This window comes from Spirillospora sp. NPDC048911, assembly GCF_043198015.1.
Taxonomy (GTDB): Bacteria; Actinomycetota; Actinomycetes; order Streptosporangiales; family Streptosporangiaceae; genus Spirillospora.
The window spans coordinates 60,787-72,781 of sequence record NZ_JBICUD010000003.1; the positions used below are offsets into that span (position 1 = coordinate 60,787).

Below are 11,995 nucleotides of genomic sequence, written 5' to 3' on the forward strand. Positions count from 1 at the left end.
AGCCCCGGCCGCGCCGGCCGGGGCTTCCCGCTGCTCGCCTGCCTGATGACTCTCATTCGGTGACGAGGGTGAGGCCGTAGGCGGAGAGGATCTCGGCCACGGGGACGAAGAACGACGAGCAGGTGCCGGATCCCGATGAGCCGATGAGGATGCCCTGCGCCTGGCCGTTCGCGATCAGCGGGGAACCGGTCTCGCCGGGGAAGGCGCAGATGTTCGTGCGGATCAGGCCGGTGATGCTGCCCTCGGGGAAGTTGACGGTGAGGTTCCTGCCGGTGATGGTCCCGCATCGCCAGCCACCGACCGGGCCCGACATGCAGGCGGCCGCGCCGACCGGTGCCGGGGTGGAGCCGCGCACCGTCACGTCCGTGCCGCCGTGACGGTTGACCAGGCCCCGGGGGCGCCAGCTCGCGTTCGTCCGTACCCACGCGCTGGTCTCGCCTGGAAAGGACGATCCTTGGACGGTGCCTTGCGCGACTCCGTTGTGGCCCACGGTCGACTGGCCTGCCGAGGCGCACTTGCCGGACGTGATGTAACCGCTGGTCACCGAGAACCCGATCGTGCATCGGCCTCCTGAGGGCGACGTGGTGAAGGTGTCACCGCCCCGGACGTCGTAGATCACCGCTGTTTCGGGGGCGGCGGCGGTCGCGGGCAGGGTGGTCACGGACGCGGCGACAGGGACGGCGGCGAGGAAGACAAGACTCCGGATCATCGGTCTCTCCCGGGGAGCAGAGGGATGCTCCTGTCATTGAGACCATGAAAGGCAGTTCGGGTCCACCCCTTGTGGCCGTGGCGAGTGCTCAGCCCTTCAGGCCTGAATGGGCCAGGCCCTCGATGAACTGTCGCTGGGCCAGGACGAACACCACCAGGATCGGCAGGGTCGACATCGTCGCCGCGGCCAGTTGGACGTTCCACATCGGCCCGCCATAGGCGTCCACGAACTGGGTGAGCGCCTGCGGCAGGGTGAACATGTCCTTCGACGACAGGAACACCACGGGCTCCAGGTAGAGGTTCCAGGAGTGCAGGAAGGTGAAGATGGCTACAGCGCCCAGGGCCGGCCTGGCCAGGGGCAGGGCGACCCGGTAGAAGGTCCCGAAGCGGCCGAGGCCGTCCACCCGCGCGGCGTCCTCCAGCTCGTCGGGCAGCGTGATGAAGAACTGCCGCATGATGAACGTCGCCAGCACGCTCGGCGCTCCCAGGATCGGCACGAGGATGAGCGGCCAGTGCGTGTCGACCATCCCCGCCTTCTGGAACATCTGGAACAGCGGGACGATCGTCACCTCGCTCGGGATCAGCAGCCCTGTCAGCACCACCACGAACAGGACGTTCTGCCCGGGGAACCTGATCCGCGCGAAGGCGTATCCGGCCATGGACGAGACGATCATCGTCCCCGCCGTGACGGCCAGCGCGATGTACAGGCTGTTGAAGTACTGCCGCGCGAACGGCTGGAGCTCGGCCGCCTGGCGGTACGCCGCGAGATCGAACCGGCTGGGCAGCAGCGACGCGGGAAAGTCGAACACGTCCGCGGCCGGCTGGAACGAGGCGGTGACCATCCACCAGGTCGGGAAGACGAACGGCACGCACAGCACCAGCATCACGCCGTACAGGGACAGTTTCGCTCTACGACTCATGGAAGACCCACCTCCGCCGCATCCGCCACTGCAGGAAGGTCAGCGCGGCGACGATCGCGAACAGCAGGACCGACAGGGTGGCCCCGTACCCGAAGTGATGGAACTGGAATGCCTGCTGGTACAGGTAGTAGACGAGCACCGTGGTGGACGTCCCCGGCCCGCCCTGGGTGAGCACCGCGATCTGCGCGAACACCTGCAACGACCCCACGACGGTGATGATCGAGGTCAGCAGGATGGTCGGGCTGATCAGCGGCAGGGTCACCCGCCGGAACCGGGTCCACGCGCCGGCCCCGTCGAGCTCGGCGGCCTCGTACAGCTGCCGCGGGACGCCCTGGAGCGCCGCGAGGAACAGCACCATGTTGAGCCCCACGTTCTTGAGCACCTGGACGACCACGACCGACGCCATCGCGGTCGACTCCCCCCGCAGCCAGTTCGGCCCGGTCACCCCGAACACGTCGAGCAGCCCGTTGACCCCGCCGTTGGACTGGAGCAGGAACTGCCAGACGATCGTCCAGGCGACCAGCGAGACCACGACCGGCGAGAAGAACAGGGTCCGGAAGACGACCGTCCCGCGCAGCCGCTGGTTGAGCAGCACGGCCAGTGCGAGCGCGAGGCTCAGATTGAGCACCACGAGCCCGATCGAGAACAGGACGGTCGCGCCGAGCACCGACCGCAGCTTCGGGTCGTCCACGAGCTTGCCGTAGTTCTCGCCGCCGGTGAACTCGAACGTCCCGGCCAGCACGTTCCACTCGTGGAGGCTGTACCAGAACACCAGCCCGAGCGGCACGAGCACGAACAGCACCGTGCCGGCGAGCTGGGGCGCGGCCATCAGGTAGCCGACGAGGTTGTCGCGGCGCCGGATCGTCCAGTAGGAGCCCCGGGGGGCGGGGGCGGCGGTCTTGGCCGCCCCCGCCCTCCGGGTCCGCGGTTGGGTCGCGGTCATCACGACCCCAGCAGTGGCTGGATCTTCGTGCAGACCCCGTCGAGCACCGACTTGACGTCCGCGCCGGGCTTCCACAGCGGGTCGAGCGACGCCCGGACGGTCTGCGCCAGCTCCGCCTGGCCGGTGTGGCTCGGCTTGACGACGCCCTTGCCGATGCCGTTCACGACGACCTTCTCCAGCTGGGCGGGCTTGAGCAGCGGATTGCTCTTGGCCAGGGTCTCGGTGTTGAGCTGCGAGGAGCGCGGCGGCGGGAAGTAGGCCGCGAGCTTGGCCGAGTTGGCCTGGTTGGTGAAGAAGGCGAGGAAGTCGGCGGCCGCCGCGGCGTTCTTGGACTTCTTCAGGACGCCGAGCCCGCCCTGGCCGATCACGGAGTACTCGCCCTTCGGCCCGGACGGCAGCGGGACGAGGTCCCAGCCGAACTTCGCGTCCTTCAACAGCGACGCACGGGAGATCTGGGTGATCGTCATCGCGGCGTCACCGGTGAAGAAGTCGACCGTGGTGCCGGGGCCCGGCACCGCCTTGTCGGTGAAGATCGCCTTGTGCAGGAAGGTCATCGCCCCGGTCATCTCCGGGCTGTTGAACCCGCAGGTCTTCCCGTCCTCGCTCCAGGCGCGGGCGCCCCAGCCCGTCCAGACCGAGGCGAGGTTGTCCCAGTTCTTGTAGTCGAAGTCGCGGATGACGAGCCCCTTGCCGCCCTTCGCGGCGACCGCGGCGTTGACGGCCGCGACCTTCTCCCACGTCCAGTCGCCCGATTTGATCAGCTTCTGCGGGGAGTCCTGCCCGGCCTTCTTGAGCGCGTCGGTGTTGACGAACACGCCGAACGGCGAGGTGGAGAACGGGTAGGCGTACAGCTCGCCGTCCTTCTCCCACAGCTTCGTCGTGGACGGCACCAGCTCCGTGTTGTTCTCGATCTTCGACTTGAGCGGGGCGAGCGCGCCGGACGCCACGAAGTCGGGGGCCGAGCTCTCCAGGATCCAGGCCAGGTCGGGGGCCTTCCCGCCGGCCAGCTGGGTGGTCAAGGTGGTGGTGTAGGACTCGACCGGGATCGGGTCGAACTTGATCTCGGTGATGTCCGGGTGGGCCTTCTTGTAGTCGGCGGCGATCTCGTTGAAGAGCTTCAGATGGGCGTCGTTGGAGGTCCAGATCGTCATGCGCAGCGCGTGCGGCTTCTGGTCGCCCGACGAGCCGCCGCCGCACGCGGCGGTGGTGGCGAGCAGTGCCGCGACGGAGGCGGCGGCGAGGGCGCGGAGTTTCATGGGGTGGAGGTCTCCTCAGTATCCGACGATCTCGGGCCAGCGAAGGCTGACGCCGTCCCGGATGAGGCGGTGCTGGAAGTCGGCCAGCAGGGTCTCGTCCTCCCGGACGGCGTGCGGCGTGGTGGCGCGGTCGAGGCAGAACGCGGCGAGCGCGCCCGCCGCCTCCCCCGCGTTCCACTCGACCGGATGCAGGCGGTAGGCGCCGTTGGTGATGTGGGTGGTGCCGATGTTCTTGCTCGCGGGCAGCAGGTTGGCGACGCGCCGGGGGATCAGCGCGCCGAGCGGGATCTCGAACGGCGAGCAGGCGACGTCGAGATAGTTGTCGCCTCCGGTCGAGGGGTGCAGATCGATCCGGTACATCCCGATGCCGACGGAGTCGGCGTAGGAGACCGCGCCCTTGTCGCCGCGCACGGCCAGCGACAGGTCCTGTTCGGTGACGGTGTACAGCGCCCTGATCCGGCGCGACTCCCTGATGTAGGGGGCCTGGGCGAGGCCGTCGGCGGAGCCGGTGACGTCGCCGCGCAGCCGCAGGCCGGGGTAGCCGGTGCCGCCGTCGTGGCGGGGCGCCTCGGTCTGCATCCAGTACAGGACCGACTTCGACAGCTCGCGGGCCGCGGCGAGGTGCTCGGCCGCGTCGGGGACGTCGAAGGCCGGCCCCTCCAGGTAGTCGATCATCGGCCAGTTGACGAGGGTGATGTCGCTGGCGTAGGTGCCGGGCAGGAAGTTGCGGCGGGCGGCGATCCTTCGGAACGTCCAGAGGTTGCCGTCGCCGGGGCTGATCCGCTGGTCGGCCACGACGGCGAGCGGGTCGTCGTCCGGGTTGGGCGTGAAGGAACGCTCCATGATTTCGAGCGTGCGCGGGTTGGGGCAGCGCCAGGACAGGAGCTTGTCGCCCCAGAAGGACGGCTGGTAGTCGCGCCAGTAGTCGTAGGAGGCGGGACGATCGATGGTGTGGTCGCCGTCGACGTGGTCCATCGCGAAGCACACCGAGACGGCCTGCATGTTGAGCGGCTGCGACTCGGCGGGGGCGCTCGGCTCACCGGTCTCGGCCTGCGCCTCGAAGCCGGTGACGTACTCGGTGCCGGTCAGCGGGAGGAGCTCGCCGGTCTCGGTGGCGTCCAGGATGTAGGCGCCGGTGACGACCACCTCGTCCGCGCCGCCGGCGTCCGTGTTGCCCGCACCTGTGACGGCCGCGAGCGTTACGGAGGTGACGCGGTCGCCGTCCACGGTGGCGGCGACCGGCCGGTACGGCTGGAGCACGCGCAGCCGGCCCGATCCCCGGTAAGGGGCGAGCATCGCCTCGATCACCGCCACCGCGACGCGCGGCTCATGGCACAGCCTGCTGACATGGCCGCCGCCCGGATTGAACTCGCGGGCCGCCCGCGCCGCCTCGGTGAGCGGGTAGTGGTCGCGGTAGTAGCGGCGGACGCCCTCGCGCAGCGCCCGGTAGGAGGCCGTGACGCCGAGGTTCTCCACCCAGGACGGCTCGTCCGGCGGCACGGCCTGGCTGGTGAGCTGGCCGCCGAGCCAGTCGAACTCCTCGGACAGGACCACGGTGCGGCCGGCCCGCAGCAGGGCCAGCGCGGCGGCGACGCCGCCCAGCCCGCCGCCGACGACGACCGCGTCCGCATGGATCTCGTGCACATCAAGCCTTCCGGTTGCGGGGGGCTGCGAGCGTGGTTCCCTCGACGGGCTCGCATGGGAGCAGTTCCTGGGGCATTCCGCCTCGTTCGAGGACGTCCGTCAGCAGCTCGACGGCCCGCCAGCCGATCTCGCGCCGCGGGATGCGGAAGCCGGTGAAGCCGGGTCCCCGGTCGCCGGGCTTCCAGTCGGGCGCGCCGAGCACCAGGATCGACAGGTCGTCGGGGATCGAGAGGCCGCGGGCCTTGGCGGCCTCGGCCAGGGCGGTGCCGTCGGCCGGTTCCTCGACGAACACGGCGGTCACGTCCGCCGCGCTCAGCTCGTCCAGGATCGCGGCGTGGTCACCCGCTCCGACGGGGAGATGGAGAGCACGGGGGCCGGCCGCGTCGCGGAAGCCGCGCATGCGGTCGGTCCGCGATTCGCCGCCCTCCCCCGCCCCGACATAGGCCAGCCGGGTGTGGCCGAGCGCCGTGACCCGCTCGACCAGGGCGCGGACCGCAGGTGGATAGTCCACCCCGACATACGGGACGGGCCCGCCCGCGTCGTCGCGTCGGCCTATCGAGACGAAGGGGAAGCCCTCGGCCAGCAGCCGGGCGAGATCGTCGCGATCGACGGTGCGGCCCAGCAGGAGGCAGCCGTCGGCCAGCCGGATCCGGCTGTCGGCGTTGAAGATCCGCCGCTGCTCCCCCGAGGCCGCCTTGGCGCTGGTGAACAGCAGCAGGTCGCAGCCCGCGTCCTCGGCCCGTTCCTCGATCCCGAGCAGGAACGGATGGTAGAAGTCGGCGCTCGCCGAGGGGAACACGGCCTCGTAGGTGAACACGCCGATGATCCGGTTGCGCCGCTCGGCGAGCCTGCGCGCGGCGGGATCGGCGATGTAGCCGGTCTCGCGGATCACGCGCAGGACGCGCTCGCGGGTCTCGGGTGAGATGCGCACCTCGGTGTCGGTGCGGTTGTTCAGCACCATCGACACCGTCGTCTGGCTCACGCCGGCCATCCGGGCGATGTCCTGCTGGGTCAGGCGCCTGGGAGGGGTCACGGTAGGTAGTAGCCCAATCTGGTGATAATGCGCATTGGCAGTTCGGCGGGCCTCATTCTGAGATGCCGTTCCCGCCGCTGTCAAGAGGTGATTTTCCCTGTAGTAATTCGCATTATCACCTTGACGACGGATCTGGCCGACGATGAGACTGTGCGGCCAGCCGGACCTTTCGTCGTCACCGAGGGCGAGGGTCGCCGCACCACCCCCCGAGGAGCTGGCACGGTGTTCGAACCCAGAGACATCAGCCGTCGTGGTCTGCTGACCGGAGCGGGAGCGGCAGCACTGCTCACCGCACTGCCCGCTGGCACTGCCTCCGCTGCGAGCCGCGCGTCCGCCGCAGGCCAGGCCGCTGCTGGCCAGGCCGCCGGACGGGGCGCCGCCGCGAGCTCGGCCGCCGCCGCGGGGCCGCTGCCCGACCTGGCCGGGCTCGGCCGGATCTCGCGGCGGGCCTTCGCGCCGGCGGAGCAGCGTGTCGCGCCCTACCTGGTGTCGCTCGCCCCGATGGTCAACGGGATCTCCGACGCCGACGCCGACTACGGCTTCTTCACCGGCGGCTGGTGGCGCTCGCCCGCCAACGCCACGAACGCCCGGGTGCAGGAGCACGTCCTGACCCTGGCCTGGTTCTACGCCAAGGACCGCCGCTGGAACCCCTACTCGGGCGACCCCGCGCTGCTCGCCGGGCTCGACGCGGCCATCGGCTACTACCTGCGGCTGCAACACTCCGACGGCAGCTGGCCCGAGTACTCCGGCGGCGAGCACTCCCTTCCGGCGACGGGGTTCGCGCTCGGCTACCTCAGCAAGGTCCAGTCGCTGCTGCGGTCGGCGAACGCGCTGCCCGCCCGCCGTGCCCAGATCACCGCGTCGCTGCGGAAGGCCATGACGTGGCTCCTCAATCCGGCCAACGGTGGCGTCTGGCAGAGCGACCTGACCTTCTCCAACCAGGTCACCGCCGGGCTCTCCGGGTCGGCCCTCGCCCTCAGACAGGATCCGGACGCGGCCCTGCGCTCGCAGCTCAAGGCCGCGATCGGACGGCTGGCCGCCGACGGGCAGAGCCCCGCGGGCTTCTTCTACGAGAAGTCCGGGGCCGACATGAACTACAACTTCGAGGTGATGCTGCCTGAGCTGGCCGACTGCTGGCTGCAGACCGGCGACTCCCGCCTCGTGAGGATGGCGTCCGCCTACACGGGCTGGCTCGGCTACAACATGCTGCGCGAGCCGGACGGGTCAGGCTGGATCACCAATATCGCGCCGTCGTCCCGCACCAGCGCCCTGTTCTACGACGACACCAGGCCCGATCCGGACCGGACCGCGCTGAACGGACGGTTCGTCCCGGACGTCCCCTCGCTCGGGGCGTTCCTGTCGGCGCGCGAGGATCTCGCCGCCGCCCGCCGGGCCTGGGCCGCCGATTCCGCGCCTGTCCCCGCCCTCGTCAAGCCCGACACCTCGCCGCGCATCATCGCCCACGGGCTCTACCGCGAGCATTTCGCGACCCGGAACCGCAAGAACGCGGCGATCAAGCGGCTGCCGTACCTGGCGTCGAAGCACTTCACCGAGCGCCGCAGTGACCTCGGCCAGGAGTTCCTCTTCCTCCGCAGACGCGACCTCTATCTGGGCGGCTACTTCGGGACGCGCCGGGCCACCGACTATTCACGCACCGGTTTGACGTTCCTGTGGCACCCGGTCGCGGGAACCGTGATCCAGTCGCTGAACAACAACGACCACGGCTGCTGGGCGACGGTCTTCCCCGGCCAGGTCGCGGACGCCGACGGCCCCCAGCCCGTCGAGTTCCTCGGCGGTTCGCCCTACGCCTTCCGCTTCCGCACCCCCACCTCGTCGGTGGTCACCACCGTGACGGCCGCCGACGGGCGGCTGACCAGGTCGGTCCGCGCGACCTCGGCGGCCGGTGAGCAGATCCCGCTCGTGCTGCGTCCCGACGACACCGTCGTCTTCACCAACGGGACGAGGGCTCCCTTCGGCGGCTCGGTCACGACCACCGCCGACGGCCTGGACCTGCACCGGCGCGGGGGCGTCGTCCGGTTCCGGTGGGGCGGGCCACGAACCGTGAGCTTCAGGCCGTCGTCGGTCTACCTGCTGGACGGCGCGCGGCGTACCCACATCCTGCTCGTCCAGCACGACGGGAACCTCGACCTGTCGATCGGGCTCGCGTACTGACCATGCATCCGAACCTGGACCCCGAACTGCGCGAAGCCCTGACCCGGTCGCCCCTGGCCAGGGTCGACTACACCCGCCTGTCCCCGGACGAGCTGAACGACCTGCGGGAGCTGCGGAAGAAGGCCGCCGCGCCGCCGCTGCCGGACGTGCGGGTGGAGGACAGGGTCATCGCCGGTTCGGGGATCCGGGTGCGGATCTACCGCCCGGCGGACGCCGCACCGGACGCTCCCTGCCTCTACTGGATTCACGGCGGCGGGATGATCCTCGGCTCTCCCGAGGGGGACGACGCCCGGGTGTCGCGGTATGTCGCCGAGACGGGAGCGGTGGCCGTCTCGGTCGACTACCGGCTGGCCCCGCGGCATCCCCACCCGACCCCCGTGGAGGACTGCTACGCCGGGCTCGTCTGGACCTGGAAGAACGCCGCCACGCTCGGCATCGACGCGTCGCGCCTGGCCATCGGCGGCATCAGCGCGGGCGGCGGCCTGGCCGCGGGAACCGCCCTGCTGGCCCGCGACCGGGACGGCCCTTCCCTGATCTTCCAGCTCCTGCTCTGCCCCATGCTCGACGATCGGGACGCGACCCCGTCCAGCGCGGCCTTCGCCGAGGCGATCACCTGGCCGCGCGCCTTCAACGTCTTCGGCTGGTCGTCCCTGCTCGGCGCGGCCGCGGGCGGGCCCGACGTTCCCATCTACGCGGCCCCCGCCCGCGCCACCGATCTGTCCGGGCTTCCGCCGGCCTACCTGGACGTCGGCGAGCTGGAGGTCTTCCGCGACGAGTGCGCCGACTACGCGCTGCGGCTGGTGCGCTCCGGCGTCTCCGTCGAGTTCCACCTGTGGCCCGGGGCCTTCCACGGTTTCGACGACGCCCCGCTGCCGGTGACCGGCCTCGTCCAGCGCGCCCGCGCGGAGCAGGTAGCGGCCCTGCTGCGCGCATTCACTCACCGCACACCCGCGTAGCCCCGTCAAGCGATCGAACCCACAGCCAGGCCGCGCGCATCCGACTTCTACGGCTGATTGAGCCTCCCCTGTCCGTATTAGGGTGATGGAAAAGGTGTGAGAGGAGCGTCATGGCCGCCAGAACGACCCCACCGTTTCGCGCCGACCATGTCGGAAGCCTGCTTCGACCGCCCGAGTTGCTGCGCGCCCGGGCCGACCACGCCGCCGGGCGAATCAAACCCGACGAGCTGCACGCCATCGAGGACGAGGCCATCCGGTCGGTGGTGGCCATGCAGAACGAGGCGGGCCTGCGCTCGGCGACCGACGGCGAGTTCCGCCGCGCCTCCTGGCACATGGACTTCATCTACCGGCTCGGCGGGATCAGCCCGGCCGACGAGCAGATCAAGGTCCAGTTCCACCGCGAGAACGGCGACATCGAGTTCACCACCGCCGCCCTGCGGGTGCACGACCGGATCCGCCTCGACGAGACCATCTTCGCCGACGACTTCGGCTACCTGCGCGACCTGACGGCCGGGACCGGCGTGACGCCCAAGCTCACGATCCCGTCCCCCAACATGGTCCATTACCGCGGCGGCCCGGCGTCCATCGATCCGGCCGTCTACCCCGACGTCGAGGAGTTCTGGTCCGACCTGGCCGCCGCCTACGCCGAACAAGTACGGCACCTGGGCGAGCTTGGCTGCACCTACCTGCAGTTCGACGACACCAGCCTCGCCTACCTCAACGACCCCGCCCAGCGCGCGATGATCACCGAGCGCGGCGACGACGCCGACCATCTGCACCTGCGCTACATCCGGCAGATCAACGGCGCGCTCGCCGGACGCCCCGAGGGCATGGCGGTCACCACCCACATGTGCCGCGGCAACTTCCGATCCGCCTGGACCGCGCAGGGCGGCTACGACTTCGTCGCCGAGGCGCTGTTCAGCGAACTGAACGTCGACGGATTCTTCCTGGAGTACGACGACGACAGATCAGGCGGATTCGAGCCGCTGCGCTTCGTCCCCAAGGGAAAGACCGTCGTGCTCGGCCTGGTCACCACCAAACGCGGCACCTTGGAGACCAAGGACGACCTGAAGCGCCGCATCGAGGCCGCAAGCCGCCACGTTCCGATCGAACAGCTCTGCCTCTCGCCGCAATGCGGCTTCTCCTCCACCGTGGAAGGCAACGTGCTCAGCCACGACGAGCAGAAGGCCAAACTCCGCCTCATCGTCGAGACCGCCGAGGAGATCTGGGGCTGACCTCCTGACGGGGCCTGCCCGCCAGAAGGTCAGAGCCTTGCGTCAGCGGGTGACCTCGAAGATGTGGTGGTATGCCGCCAGGCATTGCCGACCAGCGCCAGCTCGTGCATGTGGCTTCCGTCGGAGCTGAGCCCGTTGTAGACCACGGCGCGGTGACTCCATCGCCGCGGACGTAACCACGCGGGTTGAAACCGCGAGGGTCGCCCGCCGTGCTCGGCCATCTCGCCAAAGTGGAAATCGAAGAGGCCTACACGCTGGCCCTACAGGACGGCCTCACCATCGCGCTCAGCGAAGCACAACCGAGGTGCGCCACTTCGAAGACGGCCGTTTCATCTGGTATCGGCTGACGCTCAACGAACTGGCCGAGAACGATCGCGAGTTGCTGCAACAAGCCGCGCCAAGCACACGGGTGATCCCGCTCTTGGACGTCGATGAGCCCTTCCCGCGGCCTTGCGGGCGCAAGCTCGGCCATCAGCAAGTCGTAGCCGGGGCCTCTGGAAGAGGCCCCGGCTCGTCGTCGCCGCTGGACCGGCTCAGTTCACCTTGGGCGAGCCGCCCAGGGACCCGTGCTTGTCCCCCAACCCGTCAAGGTTGAAGTTGAAGGTGTAGGAACCATCGCCCGTCCAGCCGCCCATGGCGTTCGAGTTGGTCCACGGCGTGAAGCAGTACTTCTTCAGGGACGTGTACCGGTTCATGTCGGAGGTCCAGTTGCAGGAAGCCTTCGCCTTGTCGGCGTCGTTCCGCTCAAGGCGCGGATAGACGATGAACTTGTCCCAGTCCGTGCCTCCGTAGGTCCGCGCGTAATCCATCTGGATATAGGCCCTGCGGAGGTAACCGTCCGTCTCGATGCAGGCCTTCAGGAGGGCGTGGCCGACGACGGGAGACGTCTGCTCCTTGGTCGGCCCGCACTTGATCGTGGCATGGGCGGGCGCCGCGGTCAGCGCGACCAGGGCGCCCGCCGCCAGCGCCGGAACGGTGGCGGCGGTAGAGATTCTCCGGATGGTGCGTGACGAGAGTCGGGTCATGGCGTGGGCTCCTCTCGAATCAGAGCCGGAAGGCCCTGGATCGGATGAATGCCGCCTCCCCCGCCGGATCGGCACGCCCTAACTGAAACCTGTTCTCGCTAGT

The 11,995-nt window shown here is 69.7% G+C and carries 11 protein-coding genes; 4 read left to right on the forward strand and 7 right to left on the reverse strand.

The window, feature by feature from the left end:
- Positions 1 to 52: 52 nt before the first annotated feature.
- From ACGFNU_RS14480 to ACGFNU_RS14505, 6 genes are all read right to left on the reverse strand, one after another.
- Entirely contained in the window at positions 53 to 709 is a 657-nt protein-coding gene (locus ACGFNU_RS14480; protein WP_392593635.1) for a S1 family peptidase, read from the reverse strand.
- An 88-nt stretch (positions 710 to 797) separates the two neighbouring features.
- Positions 798 to 1,628, reverse strand: coding sequence for a carbohydrate ABC transporter permease (locus ACGFNU_RS14485; protein WP_392593636.1), 831 nt, complete (start codon positions 1,626 to 1,628; stop codon positions 798 to 800).
- Positions 1,618 to 2,571, reverse strand: a complete 954-nt coding sequence (locus tag ACGFNU_RS14490; protein ID WP_392593638.1) for a carbohydrate ABC transporter permease — start codon at positions 2,569 to 2,571, stop codon at positions 1,618 to 1,620. Before ACGFNU_RS14490 ends, ACGFNU_RS14485 begins: the two co-directional genes overlap by 11 nt.
- A complete protein-coding gene (locus ACGFNU_RS14495) occupies positions 2,571 to 3,827 on the reverse strand; it encodes an ABC transporter substrate-binding protein (protein ID WP_392593640.1) in 1,257 nt (418 codons plus the stop codon). Before ACGFNU_RS14495 ends, ACGFNU_RS14490 begins: the two co-directional genes overlap by 1 nt.
- A gap of 15 nt (positions 3,828 to 3,842) precedes the next feature.
- The gene (locus tag ACGFNU_RS14500) at positions 3,843 to 5,471 is read right to left on the reverse strand and encodes an FAD-dependent oxidoreductase (RefSeq protein WP_392593641.1); all 1,629 of its coding nucleotides are present in this window, start codon (positions 5,469 to 5,471) and stop codon (positions 3,843 to 3,845) included.
- A gap of 1 nt (position 5,472) precedes the next feature.
- Positions 5,473 to 6,504, reverse strand: coding sequence for a LacI family DNA-binding transcriptional regulator (locus ACGFNU_RS14505; RefSeq protein WP_392593643.1), 1,032 nt, complete (start codon positions 6,502 to 6,504; stop codon positions 5,473 to 5,475).
- Between the two features lie 222 nt (positions 6,505 to 6,726).
- Here ACGFNU_RS14505 and ACGFNU_RS14510 point away from each other — a divergent pair, with 222 nt between their 5' ends.
- The 4 genes from ACGFNU_RS14510 to ACGFNU_RS14525 all read left to right on the forward strand — a co-directional run bounded on the left by ACGFNU_RS14510 (position 6,727) and on the right by ACGFNU_RS14525 (position 11,214).
- On the forward strand, positions 6,727 to 8,676 hold the full coding sequence (locus tag ACGFNU_RS14510) for a hypothetical protein (RefSeq protein ID WP_392593645.1): 1,950 nt from the start codon (positions 6,727 to 6,729) through the stop codon (positions 8,674 to 8,676).
- Between the two features lie 2 nt (positions 8,677 to 8,678).
- Positions 8,679 to 9,632 (forward strand): alpha/beta hydrolase, encoded by a 954-nt coding sequence (locus ACGFNU_RS14515; RefSeq protein ID WP_392593647.1) that lies wholly within the window; start codon positions 8,679 to 8,681, stop codon positions 9,630 to 9,632.
- A 110-nt stretch (positions 9,633 to 9,742) separates the two neighbouring features.
- Complete coding sequence (locus tag ACGFNU_RS14520; protein WP_392593648.1) at positions 9,743 to 10,867, forward strand: 5-methyltetrahydropteroyltriglutamate--homocysteine S-methyltransferase; 1,125 nt, start codon at positions 9,743 to 9,745, stop codon at positions 10,865 to 10,867.
- A gap of 209 nt (positions 10,868 to 11,076) precedes the next feature.
- Complete coding sequence (locus ACGFNU_RS14525) at positions 11,077 to 11,214, forward strand: hypothetical protein (protein WP_392593650.1); 138 nt, start codon at positions 11,077 to 11,079, stop codon at positions 11,212 to 11,214.
- Positions 11,215 to 11,400: 186 nt separating this feature from the next.
- On the opposite strand, the gene ACGFNU_RS14530 is transcribed toward ACGFNU_RS14525, so the two are convergent.
- The gene (locus ACGFNU_RS14530) at positions 11,401 to 11,892 is read right to left on the reverse strand and encodes a hypothetical protein (RefSeq protein WP_392593652.1); all 492 of its coding nucleotides are present in this window, start codon (positions 11,890 to 11,892) and stop codon (positions 11,401 to 11,403) included.
- Between the last annotated feature and the right edge of the window lie 103 nt (positions 11,893 to 11,995).

Coding starts and splice junctions, on each gene's coding strand:
- ACGFNU_RS14480 (WP_392593635.1), bottom strand. CDS start 709: ATGATCCGGAGTCTTGTCTTCCTCGCCGCCGTCCCTGTCGCCGCGTCC.
- ACGFNU_RS14485 (WP_392593636.1), bottom strand. CDS start 1,628: ATGAGTCGTAGAGCGAAACTGTCCCTGTACGGCGTGATGCTGGTGCTG.
- ACGFNU_RS14490 (WP_392593638.1), bottom strand. CDS start 2,571: ATGACCGCGACCCAACCGCGGACCCGGAGGGCGGGGGCGGCCAAGACC.
- ACGFNU_RS14495 (WP_392593640.1), bottom strand. CDS start 3,827: ATGAAACTCCGCGCCCTCGCCGCCGCCTCCGTCGCGGCACTGCTCGCC.
- ACGFNU_RS14515 (WP_392593647.1), top strand. CDS start 8,679: ATGCATCCGAACCTGGACCCCGAACTGCGCGAAGCCCTGACCCGGTCG.
- ACGFNU_RS14520 (WP_392593648.1), top strand. CDS start 9,743: ATGGCCGCCAGAACGACCCCACCGTTTCGCGCCGACCATGTCGGAAGC.
- ACGFNU_RS14530 (WP_392593652.1), bottom strand. CDS start 11,892: ATGACCCGACTCTCGTCACGCACCATCCGGAGAATCTCTACCGCCGCC.